This is a genomic window from Herbaspirillum sp. 1130, assembly GCF_017833835.1.
Taxonomy (GTDB): domain Bacteria; phylum Pseudomonadota; class Gammaproteobacteria; order Burkholderiales; family Burkholderiaceae_D; genus Herbaspirillum; species Herbaspirillum huttiense.
In genome coordinates, this window is sequence record NZ_JAFICQ010000003.1 from 85,433 (window position 1) to 106,649 (window position 21,217).

Genomic DNA, 21,217 nt, shown 5'->3' on the forward strand with positions numbered 1-21,217 from the left:
AAATTACGAATGCCTGCCTTCTGTCTTCACGGCAACAATGGCGCCTCGCAAGCCCCGGCCATTGCCGGCGGCGCTGTCGCATGCATGTGCGCGCCACGGGCAGGCTTCGCATTCCTGGCCGGCACCGGGCGCATCCCGCCGTGTGCTAGCCAGCAAGCCGTCATCCCGTTGCCGCGATGACAGCTTGTTGTCAGGAAATCCCTGATCGCGCCGCGGCGGTATTCGTCGCACCATGAAGCCGAAGCGCCTGAGACCGGTCCGTAGATGTACCGGTCTACCCCTCCACCTACTGCGCATGAGAGAAAACGATGAGCTATTTCGCCAACATGAAGATCGGCCGCCGCCTGGGCCTGGGTTTTGCCGTCATCCTGGCCGCAGCCAGCGTGGTCGTCGCGCTGTCGATCTGGCGTTTGCAAGGCATCGCCGCCGCCACCGACGAAATGATGCACGAGCCGCTGACCAAGGAGCGCCTGGTCTCCGACTGGTATCGCACCATCCACACCAGCGTGCGCCGCACCACGGCCATTGCCAAGAGTGCCGATCCCAGCCTGGCCAGCTTCTTCGCGGCCGACGCCGCCGAGGCCAGCCGCATGTCCACCGAACAGCAGAAAGCCATCGAAGCCCTGATCGAATCGCCTGAAGAGAAAGCTGTCTTCGCCAAGCTGGGCGAGGTACGCAAGGATTACATCAAGCACCGTGACGCCATCTCCAAGGCCAAGGCCGATGGCAACGCCGAGGAAGCCGCCAAGATCCTGGCCGGCCCCTTCGATGCGGCGGCCAAGGGCTATCTGGAGAATCTGCAGCAGTTGCTCAACCTGCAACGCGCCAACATCGACCAGGTGGCCAAGGACATCCAGCAGGTCTATCACGAAAGCCGCAACCTCATGATCGGCCTGGCCATCCTGCAAGTGGTGCTGGGCTGGCTGTTCGCGCGCAGCCTGGCGCTGGGCATCACGCGGCCGCTGGAAAAGGCGGTCAATGTGGCCGAAGCCGTGGCCGCTGGCGATCTCACCACCCGTGTCGATGACCATCTGGCCGCCCGCAAGGATGAAACCGGCAAGCTGATGCATGCCCTGCAGGCCATGACCGGCAACCTGGCGCGCATCGTCGGCCAGGTGCGCAGCGGCACCGATGCCATCGGCACCGCCTCGCGCGAGATCGCCACCGGCAACCTCGACCTCTCGGCGCGGACCGAACGCCAGGCCGGTGCCCTGGAAGAAACTGCCTCGGCCATGGAAGAACTGACCTCCACCGTGGCCCAGAATGCCGACAACGCCCGCCAGGCCAACCAGCTGGCGGCCTCCGCTTCCTCGGTGGCACAGCAGGGCGGGGAAGTGGTGTCGCAGGTGATCTCGACCATGGGTTCCATCAATGAATCCTCGCGCAAGATCGTCGACATCATCAGCGTCATCGACGGCATCGCGTTCCAGACCAACATCCTGGCCCTGAATGCCGCCGTGGAAGCGGCCCGTGCAGGCGAGCAGGGCAGGGGCTTCGCGGTGGTGGCTTCGGAAGTGCGTTCGCTGGCCCAGCGCTCGGCCTCGGCCGCCAAGGAAATCAAGACCCTGATCGATGACTCGGTGGCCAAGGTCGGCTCCGGCAGCGAGCTGGTGGAGCGTGCCGGCACGACCATGGACGAAGTGGTGGCCAGCGTGCGCCAGGTCGCCGACATCGTCTCCGAGATCACGGCGGCCAGCAGCGAGCAGAGCGACGGCATCAGCCAGGTCAATCTGGCCATCACCGACATGGACCAGACCACCCAGCAGAACGCCGCCCTGGTCGAAGAAGCTGCCGCCGCTGCCGAAGCGATGCAGGAACAGGCCGCGCGCCTGTCCGAAGTGGTGAGCCAGTTCAAGGTACTGGCGCAGGACCAGGTGGGCTACGGCAGTGAGGAAGTGGTGAGCCGCCCACCGGTAGACATCACGCCGCCGCGACCGGCCTTGCGCTGACAAGGCGACGAAGCGCCGAAGCCGACGCCACAAACAAGAAACCCGCCATTCACATCCTGGCGGGTTTCTTGTTTTGGGCAGGCCGCAACGACGGTGGGTAGCGGCGCAAATGAAGCATTCTGCGTCACATCCCCCGACGATGGCCGGGGGCCGCGCCCCGCGCCATCAGTAGGTGGCTCGTCCGCCCGACAGATCGAAGACGGACGCGGTAGTGAAGGAATTCTCCTCCGACACCAGCCACGCCACCATCGCCGCCAGCTCTTCCACCTTCACGAAGCGCGCACGCGGGATCTTGGAGAGCATGTAATCGATGTGGGCCTGGGTGCATTGCTCCAGGATGCGGGTCTGTGCGGCGGCCGGGGTGATGGCGTTGACGGCGATGTTGCGGGTCGCGGTCTCCTTGCCCAGGCTCTTGGTGAGGGCGATCATGCCGGCCTTGGCGGCGCTGTAGGCGGAGGCGGTGGGATTGCCTTCCTTGCCGGCGATGGAGGCGATGTTGACGATGCGGCCGTAGTTCTGCGCGATCATGCGCTGGACCACCACCTGGTTGACATAGAAGGCGCCGTTGAGATCGATGTCGATCACGCGGCGCCATTCTTCAGGCGAGTAGTCCGCCACCGGATTGTTCTGCCCGGCGATGCCGGCGCTGTGCACCAGAATGTCGATGGACTGGGTGAGTTTTTCGGTGGCTTCGATGGCTTGCTGGACGTCGGACTGGCTCGAGATATCCACGCGGACGGTCTCGACATTGCCCAGCGGTTCCAGCCTGGCGCGGGCCTCGGCCAGCGCTTTTTCGTCCATGTCCCACAGCACCACCTTGGCCTTGCCTTGCAGCAGGCGTTCGGCCACGGCATAGCCGAAGCCCTGGGCACCACCGGTGATGATGGCGCTGCGGCCCTGGAAATCGTAGTGATTCATTGTGTCTTCTCCTTCCCTGTTGCGGTCATTGGATCGCGCAGGCGGACATGCGCCCGCGCATGGTCGTTCTTGTTCTTGTGGACTTCGATGGGGATGCAACCGCGCCGCCGACTGGCGGCGCGGGGTAACGCGGTGATCCGGATGGATCAGGCGTCGATGGTCTTCTGCTGCTGTTCGCCGAGGCCGTCGATGCCCAGGCGCATGGTCTGGCCGGCGCGCAGGTAGACGGCTTCCGGCTTGACGCCCATGCCCACGCCCGGCGGCGTGCCGGTGGAGATGACGTCGCCCGGCTGCAGGCTCATGAAGCGCGACAGGTAGGAGACGATGTGCGCCACGCCGAAGATCATGGTGCTGGTATTGCCGTTCTGGTAGCGCTTGCCATCCACTTCCAGCCACATGCCCAGCTTTTGCGGATCGGCGACTTCATCGCGGGTGACCAGCCAGGGGCCGATGGGGCCGAAGGTATCGCAGCCCTTGCCCTTGTCCCAGGTGCCGCCGCGTTCGATCTGGTATTCGCGCTCGGAGACGTCGTTGACCACGCAATAGCCGGCCACGTGGGACATCGCGTCCTTCTCGTCGATGTAGCTGCCGCCCTTGCCGATGACCACGCCCAGTTCGACTTCCCAGTCGGTCTTCTTGGAGCCGCGGGGGATCTTGACGTCGTCATTGGGGCCGACCACGGCGGAGGTCCATTTGTTGAACACGACGGGTTCGGCCGGGATGGGCAGGTTGGATTCGGCGGCGTGATCGGCGTAGTTCAGGCCGATGCAGATGAATTTGCCGATGTTGGCGACGCAGGCGCCGATGCGCGGCGAGCCTTCCACGGCGGGCAGGCTTTCGAGGTCGAGCTTGCGGATCTTGTCCAGGGAAGCGTCATCCAGTACGGCACCGTTGACGTCCTTGATGTAGGCGGACAGATCGCGGATCTTGCCGGATTGGTCGAGGACGCCGGGCTTTTCCTGCCCCACCGGGCCGTAACGCAGTAATTTCATCGTGTTTCCTTTGAGAAATGATTGTCTCTGAATGACGCCTTTTTGCCGTGGCTCGGCCTCAGCGTGCCGAGGGCGGGCGACAGGTCGAGGGCTGTCGTTTGGGGAAACTGGATATTACCAGTTTATTGGTAAGACCAATACGCTTGAAGCTGTCGAAGGGAGCCTGGCCGCTTGCAGCGACTTCGATCAGGAGACCCGCAGTCCTTCTGCGCGCAATCGGCCAGCAGCTCAAGCCAGCTTGTCCAGCGGGTATTGTCCCTTGAGCGAGGGCGAGGCGATGACGATGTAACTGAAGTATTTATCGACGTTTCCTTTTTCTCTCAGCACGTCTTCTGCCACACGCTGGTAATGCCCCAAATCGCGCGTCACGAATTTCAGAAGATAGGTAAATGCACCGCTGATGAGATGACACTCCACGATTTCATCCACGTCACGCACCAGGGTTTCAAATTTCTCAAAATCGCCGCGCGTGTGACCGGAGAGCGTGACCTGGGTGAACACGAACTGAACATGCCCCAGCTTTTCCAGATGGATGTGGGCACCATATCCGGCGATATAGCCCGCCTTCTCCAGGCGTCTCACCCGATGCAGGCATGGGCTCGGCGACAGGCCGATCTCGTTGGAGAGATCCACATTCGTCATGCGGCCGTTGCGTTGCAAGAGGCTGAGGATCCGGATATCGAACCGGTCAAGCTTCACTAATTCCGACATGTTTCCATCGTCCCCAATGATTCAGCGTCAATTGGATTTATCTGGTCGTCGTGGAGGGTGACTGCCGATCCGGCTCACGTTACGGCCTGCCAGAATCAGCCGATGGCCCAGCGCGGGTGGCAGTTCATGCGGCGTCAAAGGCTGGCCGTCGCCTGACTGTCTGCAGGAAGCGGTGGACACAGGTGCTTCCTGCAGTGAAAAATGCAATGAAGCGAGGCCGGAAGCTTCCTTTCGAACGTTCAATACAATATGACATTGTTCAATATAATGATCAATAGATTTTCCGGCATCCGCCATGTGCTCCTGCAATAAAATGTGCGAAGGCACCAGCTTCCGGTGTCCTGAAATCACCATGAGGTTTCCAGAGAAAGCAAATGACGCAATGACACAAATGAAAATCAAGAAAAAGGATCCGGCAGCTGCTTCGCATGCGGATGTGGGGGCGCGCCTGAAGGCGCTTCGTCTGGAACGGGGGATGTCGGTCAACGAGCTGGCGGCTGCCGCCGGCGTTTCCGTGGGGACGGTCAGCCAGGTCGAACGTAACAAGGCCAATCCGTCGATGCGTATCCTTGAACGTCTGAGGGTGGCGCTGTCCGTTCCGCTGAGTGCCTTGCTGGAGGATGCCGAGGCCACCCCGGATTATGTTGCCAGCGACGTGGTGCGGCGCGCCAAAGACCGCCCCGTCTTCGATGTGGGCAGTCGGGGCATGCAGAAGGAGTTGCTGTCGCCGCAGGGAAATCATGATCTCAAGATGATGATCATCCTGATCCCGCCAGGGGCCGGTTCCGATGAAGTGCTGATCGGGGTTGGCGAGAAGGCCGGGGTGGTCATCGAGGGATCGGTCGTCCTCAATCTTGGTGGCAGCCGGGTTGAACTCAAGTCCGGTGACAGCTTCCAGTTCGCCAGCACCATTCCGCACAGCGTGCATAACGAGAGCGCAAAGCCCGCACGTCTGCTGTGGGTGATGAATACGCAACCCCCCATTGTTCATCTCTGAAATCCGGCCCCGATATGGGGCCTTCGTGCGTCCAATCAGGGGCGCGGCGCACCGAAAAAGTGAACAGGAAGCGGGCCGGATAAAAACATGAGTTATTTTAACCACAGGCCTAGAATTTCATTCTGAATTCACTATAATGAAATTTATAAATAATATTTCACGCGCTTGATTCAGTAGGGAAAACGATCCCTGGTCGGAGTTCACGGGCATCCTGGCAGCGATTGCTTGAAGGTGCCGTTGAGCTGCGATGGTTCATTCCGCCTGTAGTGCGGTTTGTATTGGTGAGTATGTAGCGGTCATCGCATTTTTCAGGAGACGGCGGGCAGACATTCTGTCTTGGAGCAGGCCCGAGGCAACAATGCCGGGCGAGGCATTTTTTTTCACGGGCGACGGGGTTGCCCGGGAAGGTAGGGCAGCGGCACGGGTCTTCCGCCATTTGGCAAATCATCGTGATGCGGCATCACGGAAGCTTGCGATGGGAAGGTCGCCAGCGCCATTGAGCTTGCACGCTGCCTGGCACGTTTCTCATGCCGCGGCTGGTAACTTTGCTCGCTTCCTCCTGATTGGAGTGGGTTTCAGGTGCGTTCGCCGCCTGAAGAAATCTTGTATGCGTTTTGGAATGTGCGGTTTTCTTTTGAAGAAAACGCGGTAGCCGGTTCGCCCCGAGCTCAGGGCGGCCAGTGCCCGTAGTCACGTTTGCCAGCAGATTGCCGGAAAGTTTCGCTTTGCGGCAGTTAGTGCAGATGGGTAGTCACGAAATTGCAGTGTGTCTTGCGCGGCGCTTCAATTATGTAGTCGTTCAATTGTGCAGTCGTTCAATTGTTCAATTGTTCAATTGTTCAATTTTTCGAATGTTCGATTGAAAAGAAGAGTCCTCCTCTTCATTGCCTGTTTTCCAGAACTTGTCAGAACCACTTTGTTAAGGATCGGCTATGCACCCCTGTATTTCTCCCCGTGCTTCCAAGAAGCACATCGCTCGCGCCTTGCGCAACCTGGCCTCCGGCCTGGCGACCTGCCTGATGCTGGTCACGATGACTCAGGCTCAGGCGGCAGGTCCCGCCAAAGTCTCTGCCGGAACGACACCTTCCAGCGTGCCCAATGCATTCCTGAACATCAAGACGCAGCAGATTGAAGGCGTGATGCCGGATGTGATCCGCGAAATCGGCAAGCGGGAGGGATTTGAAATCTCCTTCGACATCGTTCCTTTTTCCGCGCTGGTGCAGTCCGTGGTCTCGGACAAGATCGATCTCATCGTGGCCGGGATGTCGCCCACCCCGAAGCGCAAGGAAGTCGTCGATTTCTCTGAGCCGGTAGCCGAATTCGGAAAGGGCATCATCGTCAGTGCCTCGGACAAGAAGCAATATCGGACCATCCAGGATCTGGCCGGAACCGTCATCGGTGCCGGTGCAGGCGAAGAGACGTCGGAAGAGTTGATGAAGCTTGGCATCTTCAAGGAAGTGAAGCTGTACAACACCGCTGCCGATATGGCGCGTGACGTTGCCTTGGGCCGCATTACCGCAGGCTTCAATGATTACCCGATCTGGAAAGCCCAGGAAGCCAACGGTGCCCTGCAAGGATGCCGTGTAGTCGATGGCTTCAAGCCGCTGCGCAAGGTGCCGATTGCCTTTGGCGTCAAGAAGGGCAATACCGCGCTGCTGACCAAGATCAATGATGGACTGGTCAAGATCAAGGCCGATGGCACGTTGGACCAGATCTTGAAGAAATGGAACTTCGTCGACTGACGTGGCTTTCAACCCGGCTTCGGGACCGGCGTGACGGAGGCTGCTCCGTCACCTCCAACAATCATCATCAGAGGGAAGACAATGCGTTGGAATGATATGGCGGATTTTGTGCCGATCCTGTTGCAAGGGGCGGGGATGACGATTTTCATCACCCTCAGCTGCCTGGTATTGAGCACGCTGCTGGGTCTGGTCTGGGCCTTGCTGAAGATGTCCCGCCATGCCCCGGTGCGGCAGGTCACGGCGACCCTGATCAACATCGTCCGCGGCCTGCCGATGATCGTCTTGCTGTTCTATATCTACTTCGTCTTTCCCTCGATTCATATTCAGCTCAGCGCCTTGCAGGCCAGTATCATCGGTCTCGCGTTCGGCTATTCGACTTATGTGGCCGAGATCATCCGGTCCGGCATCGAATCGGTGGATATGGGGCAGTATGAGGCCGCGCAGTCGATCGGCATGGGCCGGGTCAAGACCATGACGCGGGTCATCCTGCCGCAGGCCATCAAGGTCGCCCTGCCGCCGTACAGCAATACGCTGGTCTCGATGCTCAAGGATTCCTCGCTGGCCTCCACCATCACCGTCACGGAAATGACGCGGCAGGGAACCTTGCTCGCAGCCGCCACCTTTCAGAACCTTGAGGTCTATACGCTCATTGCCGTGGGCTACCTGGCGATGAGCCTGCCATTGATGAGTCTCACCAAGATGCTGGAGAGACGTTTTGGAAAACACAAGGTGAAGTGAGCCGGCGATGATTGAAATCAAGAACGTGACCAAGAATTTCGGGGACTTCTCCGTCCTCAAAGGGATTTCCCTGGAGGTGAAGGAAGGCGAGGTCGTTTGCCTGATCGGCGCATCCGGCTCCGGTAAATCGACGCTGCTTCGCTGTATCAATGCGCTTGAATCCTACGATTCGGGGGAAATCCGGTTGTTGAATCAGGTGGTCGAGCAGCGTTCGCGCCACATCAATCTATTGCGTACCCAGGTCGGCATGGTCTTTCAGCGATTCAACCTGTTCCCGCATCGGACCGCGCTGGAAAACGTGATGGAAGGCCCGGTGCACGTCAAGCGGCTGCCGGTTGAACAAGCGCGCCGGGAAGCCATCGAGATGCTCAACAAGGTCGGATTGGGACAGAAGATCCATGCCTATCCGCATCAGCTCTCGGGCGGCCAGCAACAGCGGGTGGCCATTGCAAGATCACTGGCGATGAAGCCCAAGGCCATCTTGTTCGACGAGCCGACTTCTGCACTCGATCCCGAGCTCGTCGGCGAGGTCCTCAGTGTCATGCGGACCTTGGCGCGGGAAGGCATGACCATGCTGGTTGTCACGCACGAAATGGGCTTTGCGCGCGAAGTGGCTGACCGCGTTTGCTTTCTCCACGCCGGCCTCATCATCGAAGAGGGGGAGGCCAGACAAGTCCTTGGTGCGCCCCGCGAAGCGCGCACCCGGGAGTTTTTGCGCCACGTGCTGACCAATCGGGCCGACGATGAGCGGCCCGCCGCGCCTGCAGAGCAGGCAATGCCTGAGGCAAAAGAGTAAATGCGGGTATCGCTGTCCTCAGCGATCCGCAGATGCCGTTGATCCTGCTTCCAGGGATCGCATCCCGGCGAAGTTGCAACAGGATTTCGCAAGACATGTGACCGCCTGGTGCAGGCGTTCATGGCCACCGCTGTAAGGCGGATTTTTCTTGTAGACCAGAGACTGAGAGATCGGACCAGTGCCATGCTGAGAGTGGAAGAAGTTTATGATTCGCCCGAGTTTGTCAGTGAAGTCGATGTCGTGGTCATCGGTGCCGGCATCGTCGGCACCTCGATCGGCTATGAGCTGGCCAGGCGCGGCATCTCCGTGGCCATCCTTGAAAAGGGCATCGTCGGCGGCGAACAGTCTGGCCGCAACTGGGGATGGGTGCGCCAGCAGAACCGGGATCTGTTCGAATTGCCGCTGGCCATGCGCAGTCTGCGGCGTTGGAACGAACTGCGCGACGAGATCCAGATCGATCTGGGCTTCCGCCGTGAAGGAATTCTGTACGCCACCAACGAAGAGAAGGATCTCGCCAAGTGGAGCGCGTGGGGCCAGCGCGCGAAGGAGGTCGGCTTTGTCAGTCATCTCCTCAGTGCGTCCGAAGTGAAGGCGCGTACGCCTTCGGGCGGGCCGGGCTACAAAGGCGGCGTCTGGTCTCCCACTGATGGCCGAGCCGAGCCCTCGCGAGCCGCGCCTGCGTTGGCGGAGGGCGCCAAGCGCCTGGGGGCGCACCTCTACCAGCAGTGCGCCGTCCGAGGCCTGGAGACCAGCGGGGGACGTCTCAGCGGTGTGTGGACCGAGCGCGGTCTGATCAAGGCCTCCACCGTGGTCTGCGCCGGCGGTGCCTGGAGCGGGCGCTTGTGCCGGCGTCACGGGATTGCGTTCCCGGTGGTCAACGTGGTCGGAACCACCATGCGGACTTCGGTTGCGCCGGAGGTCGTGAGCGGCTGCTTCAGCGGCCCGGGCTTCGCGCTGCGTCGTCGTCTTGACGGTGCCTATTCGGTCGCCGTACCCGGTTTCGGACGCATTGACCTGGCCCCCGTCGGGCTGAAGAACGGGCTTCAGTACTATCGCAATTACAAGAACGACATCGGCAAGAAACTGACCTATCGTCTTTCCCGGGCGTGGATGGAGGGGCCCGAAGCCACCAGCACCTGGGCGTTTGATCAAGTGTCGCCATTTGAGCGGTGCCGGGTACTTGATCCGCGTCCCGATGCCGATTTTGCCAGGCGTGCGCTGGATAACGTCAAGCGTGCCATTCCGCAATTGTCGGAGTTGCGCGTGGCTTATGCGTGGGCCGGCGCGATTGATACCACGCCCGATCTCATCCCCGTCATTTCTGACGTCGCCGCCTTGCCGGGCCTCTATCTCGCCACCGGGTTCAGCGGTCATGGTTTCGCGCTGGGGCCGGCGGCAGGGGAACTGGTGGCGGATATGGTCACGGGTGCAAGCCCGATGATCGATGTCTCTCCCTATCGTCTGAGCCGTTTCAACGATGGTACCTCGCTCAAGGTACCGGAAATGATGTAGCTGTCATCACTATCCTCCGGATGTCGCAACCGCCGCCGGCGCAGTCAACGCCAGCGGCATTGTTCCCTGCCGACATCCGGATGGAGCTGTAGTGCTTGCAGTCTTGTCCCCCCAATCACTTTTACCTGTCTCCCCATGCTCACTTCCATTCGCGCCCGCGTGATCTGCGCCTTCGTTGCGCTGGTTGTCTTCTCCGTGGTGGTCAGCACCGCGGCCAATTACCTGATTGCCCGCAACAGCATGTGGGACGCCACGGACAACAGCCTCTCCACCTCGTTGAACGACCATGCCCGCGTGATTGGCGACTGGGTCGCCGAAAAAACGCGCCTGGTCGACTCCTTGCAGGATGTCGTCCTGACCGATTCTCCCGATGCGATGCTCAAGCAGATCCAGGTCGCCGGCGGATTTTTCGATGTCGGCGTGGGGTATCCCGACAAGAAGACCAAGTTCACCGACTGGCCCAATATTCCCGCTACCTATGACCCGACCACCCGTCCCTGGTACAAGGGGGCCGTTGAGGCCGGCAAGCCGGCGGCCATTCCGTATATCAGTACCAGCAAAGCCTTGCTGGTGGCGCTGGCCATTCCCGTGATGCGTGAGGGCAAGCTCAAGGCGGTGCTGGTGGGTGACGTGGCCCTTGACAGCGTGGTGGAGACCATCAAAGCCATTCATCCCACACCCGAGAGTTTCGGGATGCTGATCGACAAGAACGGCCGCATCATCGCGCACCCCAATGCGGAACTGCGTTTCAAGCAGGCCACCGATATCGCTCCCGAGTTCGCGCAGTTGAGTTCCGCTGCTGACGACAAAGCGAGCGCGCCGATGAAGATCGTGGTCGATGGCCGGGCCAAGCTGGTGCGTGCGCAGAAAATTCGCGGGACCGACTGGAGCATCGTGATCGCCATCGATGAATCCGAAGCCATGGCCGGCGCACGCTCCCTGCTCAATACGTCGCTGCTGTCCCTGATCCTGATCGTCGGCATCGCTTCGGTCATCGGTGTGGCCGTGACTGCCACGGCGTTCCGTCGGCTCGGGCAAGTCAGCCAGGCCATGGCCGCCATCGGCTCGGGCAGCGGTGACCTCACGCAGCGCCTGCCCGATCAGGGCAAGGACGAAGTAGCGGTCATTTCGCGCTCCTTCAACCAGTTCGTTGGCCAGTTGCAAAACGTGATGCTCGATATCCGTGATGCCAGCGAGGCGGTCCGTACGGCCTCCAATGAAATCGCCACGGCCAACCAGGACTTGTCGACCAGAACCGAATCGGCCGCCGCCAGTCTGGAACAGACAGCGGCCTCCATGGCCGAGATCTCGGAGACGGTCGGCCGCTCGACGGCTGCCGCCAAGCAGGCGGACCAGCGCTCCAGCAGCGCCACCGAGATTGCCTCGCAAGGTGGCAAGGTGGTGTCCGACGCCGTGACCACCATCGGCGAGATCGAAAAGGTATCGAGCCAGATCGGTGCGATCATCACCGTCATCGACGGCATCGCTTTCCAGACCAATATCCTGGCCTTGAACGCCGCCGTGGAAGCGGCCCGCGCCGGCGAGCAGGGGCGCGGCTTCGCAGTCGTGGCCCACGAGGTACGCAGCCTGGCCAAACGCAGCGCGGAAGCGGCACGCGAGGTCAAGGAACTGGTGGAGACCACCGTCTCGCGGGTTTCCGCGGGATCGGTACAGGTGCGCCAGGCTGGCACCACCATGGGCGAGATCGTGACCCAGTCGGCCGATGTGCAATCGCTCATTTCAGGTATCGCAAGGGCGACCGACGAGCAGATGCGCGGTATTCAGGAAGTCAATCGTGCCGTGATCCAGCTCGATTCCATGGTGCAGCAGAACGCCTCCCTGGTGGAGCAGTCGGCCGCAGCGTCGGCGACCTTGCAGGCGCAGGCCAATACGCTGGCATCGACCATCGGCCGTTTCAGGATCTCCTGAGCCTGTCGCCCGGCCGCTCCTTGTTGAGTACCGCCGTGCAGACTGAACTCACCGGCGTGCATTGCCCATGCGTGACGGCGCTGCCGCTGGTGGTGGAGATCTGCGCGAAAGAACCTGGCTGAAACGCATTTCACGCCGATTGATGAACTGGGTTCTGGACGATAAAGGCCTTGCTCTTCAACACCTCCATGACGGCCTTCACGGAGGACGGCACGGTCCGGGCTTTCTTGCAGGCCAGAAAAGTGGGCCGCTCCATCGCCGGCGTGATCGGTCTGACCTGAATCTGGGGTGAGCTCACCGACTGTCCCGCTTCAGCCGGCAGGACTGCCGCACCATAGCCGGCAGCGACCAGACCCTTGATGGCCTCGCCGTTGTTGAGGGCGATGCGAGGACGCGGGAAAAATCCGGCGCGTGAAAACCATTGCAAGGTCTGATGATGCAAAGCGCTGCCGGGTTCATTCATCAACAGGGGCTGCCGTGCCAGCCAGGCCGGGCTGACTCGCTTGGGCACGGTCCAGGCCGCCGGCAGGAACGCCATCAGCGGGTCGCTGCGCCAGCGTGTCAGCACCAGGCCCTGGTGCCGGGTGGTGGCCCCCACCAAGGCCAGATCCAGTTCATCCGCCTGCAGCTTTTCCATCGCCATCGCGGTAGTCGTGACGGCCAGTTCTATCTTCAGTTCCGGGCGATGTTGCGCCATGTACTGCAACAAGCGAGGCATCTCATGCGTGATCAGGCCGGTCGATGCCCCGAGCCGCACGACCCCTTGCACGCTTTCCCGATAATGGCCGACCGCTTCGCTGGCCTGGTCAGCCAATGCCAGCAGCTTGCGCGCATAGTCGATCAGGATCTTGCCGCCCGCTGTCACCGTGACGCCATGGCGGTTGCGCTTGAGCAGAGGAATGTCCAGCCGCGACTCAAGCTCCCGCAAGTGCAGCGAAATGGTCGGCTGTGCCAGGTGCAAGGCTGCCGCTGCATTCGACAGCGAGCCGGAATCGACTACTGCCAACAGCGTACGAAGATGATCCAGGTTGAATTCTCGCATCAGGATTTCTAATAATTGAACGGGTCAAATTTAATTTTACTTCGCCAAGGCGGGATGCGAGAATTTTTCCACGGACCCCATTTTCCACCGGACTGGCAGATCACCATGAACTACATTTCTACACGCGGCGACCGAACTCAACGTGGTTTCTCGGAGGTCTTGCTGGAAGGGCTGGCGCCCGATGGCGGCCTCTATGTTCCGCTGGCCTATCCCAGGATCGATGATGCCACCTTGCAGGCGTGGCGCACCTTGTCGTATCCGGATCTGGCTTTTGAAATCATGGCGCTCTACGTCGGCGACATGCCGGCCGGGCAGTTGCGCAGCGCCATCGCCCGTACTTACACCGCGGAGATATTCGGCACTGCCGATATCGTCCCGCTCAGGCCGCTTGAGGATGGCTTGTTCGTCCTGGGTTTGTCCAACGGCCCTACCTTTGCTTTCAAGGATGTGGCGATGCAGTTGCTGGGCAACCTGCTGGACGATGAGCTGGGACGACGTGGTGAGCAACTCAATATTGTCGGAGCCACCTCTGGCGATACGGGAAGCGCGGCCGAGTACGCCATGCGCGGCAAGAAAAACATCCAGGTCTTCATGCTCAGTCCGCATGGCCGCATGAGCCCGTTTCAACAAGCGCAGATGTTCAGCCTGCAGGACAGGAACATTCACAACATGGCTGTAGAAGGAAGCTTCGACACCTGCCAGGACATCGTCAAGGCGATCTCCTCCGATCTCGGCTTCAAGCGCCGCTTCCATATCGGGACTGTCAATTCCATCAACTGGGCGCGCTTGCTGGCGCAGGTCGTCTATTATTTCGCGGGCTATTTCCAGGCCACGCGCAGCAATGGGGAAAGAGTCAGTTTTGCAGTTCCATCCGGCAATTTCGGCAACATCTGCGCCGGCCATGTGGCCCGCATGATGGGGCTGCCCATCGACAAGCTGGTCCTCGCCACCAATGAAAACGACGTGCTGGACGAGTTCTTCAGAACCGGGTGCTACCGCCCCCGATCCAGCGCTGAAACCCCGGCGACCTCCAGTCCCTCCATGGATATCGCCAAGGCTTCCAATCTCGAGCGCTTCATCTTCGATGTGCTGGGACGCGATGCGCAAAGCGTGCAACAGCTTTTTGGCGAGGAGCTGGCACACCATGGGAAATTCGTCCTGAGCAAACAAGAGCATGAACGCATGGCCGACTACGGTTTCGTCTCGGGCAAGAGTACGCACGCTGATCGTTTGGCCACGATTTCGCAGGTCTGGAGCGGGCGTTCGATGATGATCGATCCGCATACCGCTGATGGCGTCAAGGTTGCACGCGATCATCGCGTGCAAGGGGTTCCCACCATTGTGCTGGAGACGGCCCTGCCATTGAAGTTCGAAGAGACCATGCGTGCCGCCACCGGCCGCGGTGTACCGCGGCCGGCTGCGTTGGCAGACCTGGAAGCGCGGCCGCGGCGGTTTGCCGTGATGCAGGCATCGACAGAGGACATCAAGGAACGGATAGCGACGTCTTGCGGGCTGCGCTCAAGCTGAACATGCAACGCCGGGCCTCGCCCTGTCACCCGATTTCAATGAAACCGGGTGGCAGGGCGAATGTTCAGAACGACTCGGCGGCTTTGATGGCGCGGACCACGTCATCCTGGCTCACATCGAGGTGCGTCACCCAGCGGATACGGTTCATCATGCCTTCCTTGCTGCGATAGGCACCTCCCTGCAGCGTGATATCGTGGGCGGCGAAGTGGGCAATGAGATTGTCGGCAATATCGGCTTGAACATCCGTAAAGACCATGTTGGTCTGCGCTGGCTGGACGTGGAATGCGCCACGCAGTTTGGGGTTGTTGCTGGCCGCCTCGGCCAGGCCGCGCGACAGCAGATCTGCATTGGCATGATCGTCGGCCAGGCGGTGAACGTTATGCTGGAGCGCATGCAGGCCGGCCGCAGCCAGCATGCCGGCCTGGCGCATGGCACCGCCCAGCATCTTGCGAATGCGCCGCGCCTCGTGAATGAAATCCTTGGAGCCCAGCAGTACCGACCCCACGGGCGCGCCCAGGCCTTTGGACAGGCACAGTGAAACGGAGTCGAAGCCCTTGCACAATTCGCGCGCGCGCATCAGAGGTTCGCCGCCCCCGGCCAGCGCAACAGCCGCATTGCACAGACGGGCTCCATCGATATGGGCGCGCAGGCCACGGCGCTTGGCCAAAGCGGCGACTTCCTGCATGTAGGCCAGAGGCAGCGGCTTTCCGCCCACCGTGTTTTCGATCACGATGAGCCGGGTACGGGCGAAATGCGGATCGTCCGGTTTGATCACCGCCTCGATGTCGTCCAGAGCAAGCGTGCCGTCAGGCTGTTGCTCCAGCGGCTGGGGCTGGACCGATCCCAGAACGGCCATGCCGCCTGCCTCCCAGCGATAGGTGTGCCACTGCTGACCGACAATGGCCTCGTCACCGCGGCGGCAATGCGTCATCATGGCGATCAGGTTGCTCTGGGTGCCGCTGGGCGCAAACAGGCCAGCTTCGAAGCCGAACATCGTGGCGGCGGTGTGCTGCAGAAGATTTACCGTAGGATCTTCTCCCATGACGTCGTCACCGAGCGGCGCTTCGATCATGGCCTGCTTCATGGCAGGGGAGGGCTGGGTGACGGTGTCGCTGCGAAAGTCGCTCATGGAATGTTCCTTGCAATCGGTCAGAAGTGAATCATGATTGTGAGTTCTTTTTGATGTTGATGGGTGCTGGTTGAGCACTCGATCTGTTCCCTGGATGCACAGATGAAACTACCCCCCCTGGAAAATCTCCGCATCTTTGAAGCCGTTGCGCGCCTGCAAGGATTTACGGCTGCGGGCGAGAGTCTGGGGCTGTCGCATAGTGCGGTCAGCCGCCGGGTGTCGGAACTGGAGTCTCGGCTCAATGTGCAGTTGATGCACCGAACCAGTCGCCGCCTGGCCCTGACTCCGGAAGGAAAGGTCTTGCTGGAAGCGGTCCAGGAAGCGCTGCAGCGAATCGAAGAGGCAACGGAGGAGATCTTGCGTCCTGCCCGGCAGCGGCCGCTTCTGGTGTCTTGCGAACGGTCGCTGGCGATGCGATGGCTGATCCCGCGCCTGTCCCAGTTTCAGGATGCGCATCCGGATCTGCCGATCTATCTGTCGACGGGCAATGGCGCGGTTGACGTTGCGCGGGAGCATATCGATGTGGCAATCCGTCGGGCCGATTTCGCACTGGATCCACGGGCGGTCTGCATCCCGCTGTTCACGGAACAGACCGGGCCGGTCGCGCTGCCCGGCCTGAGCGGAAAGGCGCTGCTGACGCGTCTCCACTCGACCAGCCGTCCCGATGCCTGGAAGACCTGGGCGAGACGCGCCAGGGTGGCTGCCCGCGCCGCGCGGGGCGCGGCCTCTGATCTGCATTTCGACCATTTCTTTCTCAGCTTGCGCGCTGCGGAAGCCGGACTGGGCATGGCCATTGCGCCCTTGTTCATGGTGGTGGACAGCCTGGAGGCAAGGACCCTCACAGCACCTCAAGGCTTTGTGGCAGATGACTCACGGTACATCGCATTGATGCGCAGGCTCCCCGAGCCGGGTTCGCCGGAGGCACGCTTCATGGACTGGCTGCATGCCGCCGTTGAGGAGACGCTGAGTGCAGCTCGTCCCTATTGCCGCGTATAGCGTATAGCATGTTGCTAGCATGTCGCGTCAGGAACAAAGCGTGGTCGCCAGGCAGAGCGTTGGCGCGGGACGATGATCGCAGGCATGGCTTCAGTCTTCGGCCAGAAGCCGATCTTTGAATCCGTCTGGCGTCCATCTGCTGGCTGTCTTCGTCAACAACGGCTATCCCTTCCAGATGCGCCGCGATCTCGCCCCGGGAATCGTCAGCCTTTTGGGGGTGGTGCTGTACCTGTCAGCGTTTCGGCTGTCTGCCACAGGCGCGCGGAATCAGCCTGACGGGCAGACTGCGGTTGCCGCGCGACATGCGGACTACCGATAAGCAAAAATCTTGGGCCGTAGAATGCGCCTTGCGCTGCATTCGGATCGAGCGCTGCCTGCAGCAGTGACTCGGTGGCCCACTTGACGTCCATTGAGGGAACCAGCCGGAACATCAGCCGCTTGTGGGTGGAATCCGTTCCCATGTTCGGCCCGCTGGTCTGCAGATTGGTCCGCGTATGGCCCGGATGGGCGCTGGTGCTCAGCAATGGCCAGTCGCGCTCGCGCGCGATGGCTGCCAGCTGATTTGCCAGCAATAGGCAAGCGAGCTTGGATTGTGCGTACGCGGTGACGGGCGAGTAGGAACGTTCGCTTTGAAGATCGTCAAAATTGATCTTGGCACCAATGGCGGCGCTGCTCGTGATGGTTGTGACGCGCGGCGCTTTGGCTTCGAGCAGCAGCGGCAACAAGAGGTTGGTGAGCGCGAAGTGGCCCAGGAAGTTGGTGGCAAACTGCAGCTCGAATCCGTCCGGGCTCAAGGCGCGCTTGGGCGGCATCATGATCCCGGCATTGTTGAGCAGCAGATCGATGGGACGTCCTTCGCTGAGCATCTGGCCGGCAAACGTGCGCACGCTGGCCAGGCTGGAGAGATCAAGGATGCGTACCGCCAGCGATGCCTTTGGAAACTCTTTCAGTATCTCCTGCCGTGCAGCTTCGCCCTTCGCTTCACTGCGTACTGCCATGACGACATCGGCACCCGCCGCCGCCAATCGTCTGGTTGCTTCCTTGCCGGTGCCACTGTTGGCACCGGTCACGATGATTTGGCGCTGGCGTTGATCCGGTAACTGGTACATCCGCATATCTCCCATGAGGGCAATCAATGGAACCCATTTCACACACAGGCAATCACGCTCATGTAGGGCATGGGTTCTGACTCAACTGCTTTTCCAAAGATGGGAAAATAACGCTCTGCCTGCGTTTTGACAAGCCAGCATTTTCGTAGCAGCGAGGCAGTGGCTGACAGAGCGCTGACAATGCTGGCGTGACCGGGACATCAGGCTCGCTCATGTGGCCACCCTGATCGTGCTATCTGCCGCGCGTGCGCCTGGAAATTGACGCGCAAGTTCCACGAGGAGCTCGCGCGGAGGCGGATCACTTGTCCTTGATATGTTTCTCCGCCCACTGTTCTGCAGTGGTGACCGCAATCGATTGCCGTGCATTGAATGTCCCTGCCTTCGGCCACGCTACACCCTTGCCTTGCGCAAAGACGGCACGGTATTTCTTGATGTGATGAGATGGATCTTTCTTCAGTTCATCGAGCAGGTAAGGAACGCTCCAGACATTGCGCCGGAAAGGACGTCCGAGGACACGTTCGAGAATATTGGCTACCTCGCCGTAGGTCACCGTATCACCCGACAGATAGACGATTTCATTCTTGAAGCGGGGCTCGAAGAAAACGATCTCCGCAGTCAGCAGTCCGATGTCATCCGGTGTGGTCAGGGTCACACTGGTCTCCAGGCTGCCCAGGGCGTTGAGGGTGTCGTTGGCGAAGTCCACCACTTCAAACACCGGTTCGAACATGAAACTGGTGAACATGCCGGTCGAGATGATGACCCATTCCGTCTTGCTCTGCGCGCGCAGCAGTTCGCGTACATCGAGCTGTGCATCGAACAGGTCCTGGGGACTGCCGCGCCCGATGGCCTCGAAATCGACACCGAACTGCCACGGGAAGTAGCGCTTCACCCCCGAGCGCAAGGCGGCCGTGGCGAGCTTCATCGGAGTCTCGCGGCCGGCGACCATGCCGGCACAGCCGATGACGGTATCAAAGCGCGCGAAGATTTCTGCCAGCTGATCGATCGTATCGTTCACAAGATCTGCTGCCACCATCCGGATGCCCAGGGCGCGGAGTTCGTCGATCTCCGCTTTTTTTGCGGGGACTTGTGTATTGATCGTCGATTCCCTGAGCAGGACGCTGATGCTCGATCCGGGGGCACGTTCTGCCACGCGCGCGAGATTGCGCAATACCGGAAGGCCGAGTTCGCCCGCGCCTAACACGAGGATGGATTGAGGAGGGAGTTGGGATGTACCATGCATGATCTGTCCTGAGGGTCGTTGCTGATAAGATGGCCGCATGGTTGCACGATCACGCAACGCTCTCAAGAAGGCACACGGATGATACCAAGAGAAGCCATCATCGCTGATGAAGCACTGAAGGAAGCAGAAGCCATCTGCCAGACCCTGCGTGAAGATGACGATGGGGTCCGGCGGGATGTCCTCGCGCATGCAGGCAGCCGCTGGGCGCTCGGGATCCTGCACGCGCTCGGCGTATATGGCACGCTGCGCCACGCCGAGCTCAAGCGTCAGCTGAGCGGCGTGACCCAGCGCATGCTGACCAAGACGCTGCGCGCACTGGAACGCGATGGCCTGCTGCTGCGTCACGAAACCGATGAAAAGCCGCTGCGCGTGGAGTACGAGCTGACTGCGTTGGGCAAGGATTTGCTGCTGCGCATGTCTCCGATCTGGACCTGGGTGGTGGAGCACGCGGAGGACTTCCGCCAGGCGCGCCACACCTTTGACAGTCAGGACAAGCAACAGAACATCCATCGACTCAGGTAGCGCCGACGTCAGGCATCGCCGATCCCTGTGGCGAGCCTGCCGACGTCCTGCAAAGCGCTTTCTGCCATTAAACCGTGCCGATTCCAGGGTCCAGGCTTGTGCTGCAAGCTGGTCATCCTGTTTCGCACCTTGGCCCACTCACATCGTCCCGTACGAGCCTGTCCAGAACATCATGTCGCGCATCGCAATCACCGGTCAGATCCTGGCTCCGAGGGACGTCGACAGCGTGTCCCGTCCCGTAGTGGCCCTCGGCACCACATCAGTCGCCAAGGACTGGGAGAACGCCCGGCATCAGCATCGCAAGGCGCAACTGATTTATTCGGTACGCGGCGTCCTCAACTGCGAAGTGGAAGACGGCGTCTGGATCGTGCCACCGCAGTGCGCCGTATGGATCCCGGGCGACCTGCCGCATGCCGCACGCGGGGCAGGAGAGACGGAATGCTATTGCCTGTTCGTCGAGCCGGATGCCGCTCCGGATCTGCCGACCACCTGTTGCACGATTTCCGTATCGCCCTTGCTGCGCGAACTGCTGCTCAAGGTGGCGGGTTTTCCCGAGCTGTATCCCCTGGGCGGACGCGAAGAACGCCTGATCGCCACCTTGCTTGACGAGCTGGCGAGCGCGCCGGTAGAAGACCTGCATCTGCCAATGCCGCGCGACCAGCGCTTGCGGAGACTCGCCGACCTGCTGCTGGCCGATCCCACCGACAAGACGTCCAAGGCTGCCTGGGCCCATCACATCGGCATGAGCGAACGCAGCATGAGCCGCCTCCTGCAGCAGCAAGTCGGCATGAGCTTCGGGCGCTGGCGTCGTCAATTGCACGTGATCCTGGCACTGCAGCGTCTGACCAAGGGCGACAGCGTGCAGACCGTGGCACTGGAGCTGGGCTACGAAAACGCCAGCGGCTTCATCACCATGTTCCGCAAGGCCGCAGGCAAGTCTCCGGCACGCTATCTCTCCGATCGCACCGACAGCGCGGTACGTGCGGCGGTGCCGGCCATCGTGCTGCCGGATGAACGCCCCGCCTGAACACCACAGATCCACCCCGTCGTGAGTGTGGCCGAAATGCGAAATAGTCTGGCCTGGTTTCGCTATTGCGACCACGCGTCTTCATTGTTAAATGGCTGCTCCAAATAACAATGATTATCGTTTATGTGCTCACGCCATGCCGTTTCAACTTCGCGTCGCTTCCTCACTGCATACGTTCCGTCGCCTGCCTGCCCGCTCTCCGACCGGGCCATGCGGGACTTGCTCCGACGCACGCCGCACAAGGTCTTGAGTTCTGCGGTCGCCGCCGCTGTTCTGCTGGGCGCGCAAGCCAGCTTCGCCGCTGATTCATCACAAATCCGGCAAAGCCCTGCCGATTCCGG

19 protein-coding genes are annotated in these 21,217 nt (G+C 60.9%); 11 read left to right on the forward strand and 8 right to left on the reverse strand.

The window, feature by feature from the left end:
• Positions 1 to 308: 308 nt before the first annotated feature.
• Positions 309 to 1,949: a methyl-accepting chemotaxis protein gene (locus JOD78_RS14075; RefSeq protein WP_209568697.1), complete on the forward strand. Its 1,641-nt coding sequence runs from the start codon at positions 309 to 311 to the stop codon at positions 1,947 to 1,949.
• Positions 1,950 to 2,114: 165 nt separating this feature from the next.
• Here the strand turns inward: JOD78_RS14075 and JOD78_RS14080 are convergent, their stop codons facing one another.
• From JOD78_RS14080 to JOD78_RS14095, 4 genes are all read right to left on the reverse strand, one after another.
• Positions 2,115 to 2,867, reverse strand: coding sequence for an SDR family NAD(P)-dependent oxidoreductase (locus tag JOD78_RS14080; RefSeq protein WP_209568695.1), 753 nt, complete (start codon positions 2,865 to 2,867; stop codon positions 2,115 to 2,117).
• A gap of 146 nt (positions 2,868 to 3,013) precedes the next feature.
• Complete coding sequence (locus JOD78_RS14085; protein WP_121037954.1) at positions 3,014 to 3,859, reverse strand: fumarylacetoacetate hydrolase family protein; 846 nt, start codon at positions 3,857 to 3,859, stop codon at positions 3,014 to 3,016.
• 228 nt (positions 3,860 to 4,087) lie between these two features.
• Entirely contained in the window at positions 4,088 to 4,570 is a 483-nt protein-coding gene (locus tag JOD78_RS14090) for an Lrp/AsnC family transcriptional regulator (RefSeq protein ID WP_209568693.1), read from the reverse strand.
• A 27-nt stretch (positions 4,571 to 4,597) separates the two neighbouring features.
• Positions 4,598 to 4,924, reverse strand: a complete 327-nt coding sequence (locus JOD78_RS14095) for a hypothetical protein (RefSeq protein ID WP_209568691.1) — start codon at positions 4,922 to 4,924, stop codon at positions 4,598 to 4,600.
• A gap of 37 nt (positions 4,925 to 4,961) precedes the next feature.
• Between JOD78_RS14095 and JOD78_RS14100 the strand changes: the two genes are divergently transcribed.
• From JOD78_RS14100 to JOD78_RS14125, 6 genes are all read left to right on the forward strand, one after another.
• Positions 4,962 to 5,567, forward strand: coding sequence for a cupin domain-containing protein (locus JOD78_RS14100; RefSeq protein ID WP_245202141.1), 606 nt, complete (start codon positions 4,962 to 4,964; stop codon positions 5,565 to 5,567).
• 932 nt (positions 5,568 to 6,499) lie between these two features.
• Positions 6,500 to 7,309: an ABC transporter substrate-binding protein gene (locus JOD78_RS14105; protein ID WP_084320241.1), complete on the forward strand. Its 810-nt coding sequence runs from the start codon at positions 6,500 to 6,502 to the stop codon at positions 7,307 to 7,309.
• Positions 7,310 to 7,390: 81 nt separating this feature from the next.
• Positions 7,391 to 8,047, forward strand: a complete 657-nt coding sequence (locus JOD78_RS14110; protein ID WP_039788912.1) for an amino acid ABC transporter permease — start codon at positions 7,391 to 7,393, stop codon at positions 8,045 to 8,047.
• A 7-nt stretch (positions 8,048 to 8,054) separates the two neighbouring features.
• A complete protein-coding gene (locus JOD78_RS14115; protein WP_209568689.1) occupies positions 8,055 to 8,843 on the forward strand; it encodes an amino acid ABC transporter ATP-binding protein in 789 nt (262 codons plus the stop codon).
• A gap of 183 nt (positions 8,844 to 9,026) precedes the next feature.
• Positions 9,027 to 10,355 (forward strand): FAD-binding oxidoreductase, encoded by a 1,329-nt coding sequence (locus tag JOD78_RS14120; RefSeq protein WP_209568742.1) that lies wholly within the window; start codon positions 9,027 to 9,029, stop codon positions 10,353 to 10,355.
• Positions 10,356 to 10,490: 135 nt separating this feature from the next.
• On the forward strand, positions 10,491 to 12,284 hold the full coding sequence (locus JOD78_RS14125) for a methyl-accepting chemotaxis protein (protein ID WP_209568687.1): 1,794 nt from the start codon (positions 10,491 to 10,493) through the stop codon (positions 12,282 to 12,284).
• 130 nt (positions 12,285 to 12,414) lie between these two features.
• On the opposite strand, the gene JOD78_RS14130 is transcribed toward JOD78_RS14125, so the two are convergent.
• The gene (locus JOD78_RS14130) at positions 12,415 to 13,326 is read right to left on the reverse strand and encodes a LysR family transcriptional regulator (protein WP_209568684.1); all 912 of its coding nucleotides are present in this window, start codon (positions 13,324 to 13,326) and stop codon (positions 12,415 to 12,417) included.
• Between the two features lie 105 nt (positions 13,327 to 13,431).
• Here JOD78_RS14130 and thrC point away from each other — a divergent pair, with 105 nt between their 5' ends.
• Positions 13,432 to 14,853, forward strand: coding sequence for a threonine synthase (thrC, locus tag JOD78_RS14135; protein WP_209568681.1), 1,422 nt, complete (start codon positions 13,432 to 13,434; stop codon positions 14,851 to 14,853).
• A gap of 64 nt (positions 14,854 to 14,917) precedes the next feature.
• Here thrC and ltaE read toward each other — a convergent pair whose 3' ends face one another.
• Entirely contained in the window at positions 14,918 to 15,982 is a 1,065-nt protein-coding gene (ltaE, locus tag JOD78_RS14140; protein WP_209568679.1) for a low-specificity L-threonine aldolase, read from the reverse strand.
• 102 nt (positions 15,983 to 16,084) lie between these two features.
• On the opposite strand from ltaE, the gene JOD78_RS14145 reads away from it, so the two are divergent.
• A complete protein-coding gene (locus JOD78_RS14145) occupies positions 16,085 to 16,978 on the forward strand; it encodes a LysR family transcriptional regulator (protein ID WP_134134633.1) in 894 nt (297 codons plus the stop codon).
• A 203-nt stretch (positions 16,979 to 17,181) separates the two neighbouring features.
• Here the strand turns inward: JOD78_RS14145 and JOD78_RS14150 are convergent, their stop codons facing one another.
• Both JOD78_RS14150 and JOD78_RS14155 read right to left on the reverse strand, forming a co-directional pair.
• Positions 17,182 to 18,087: an SDR family oxidoreductase gene (locus tag JOD78_RS14150; RefSeq protein WP_134134634.1), complete on the reverse strand. Its 906-nt coding sequence runs from the start codon at positions 18,085 to 18,087 to the stop codon at positions 17,182 to 17,184.
• Positions 18,088 to 18,385: 298 nt separating this feature from the next.
• Positions 18,386 to 19,327 (reverse strand): aromatic alcohol reductase, encoded by a 942-nt coding sequence (locus JOD78_RS14155; RefSeq protein ID WP_134134636.1) that lies wholly within the window; start codon positions 19,325 to 19,327, stop codon positions 18,386 to 18,388.
• Positions 19,328 to 19,423: 96 nt separating this feature from the next.
• On the opposite strand from JOD78_RS14155, the gene JOD78_RS14160 reads away from it, so the two are divergent.
• Positions 19,424 to 19,849, forward strand: coding sequence for a helix-turn-helix domain-containing protein (locus tag JOD78_RS14160; protein ID WP_134135316.1), 426 nt, complete (start codon positions 19,424 to 19,426; stop codon positions 19,847 to 19,849).
• Positions 19,850 to 20,021: 172 nt separating this feature from the next.
• Positions 20,022 to 20,876 (forward strand): helix-turn-helix transcriptional regulator, encoded by an 855-nt coding sequence (locus JOD78_RS14165; protein ID WP_134134637.1) that lies wholly within the window; start codon positions 20,022 to 20,024, stop codon positions 20,874 to 20,876.
• Positions 20,877 to 21,217 lie beyond the last annotated feature (341 nt).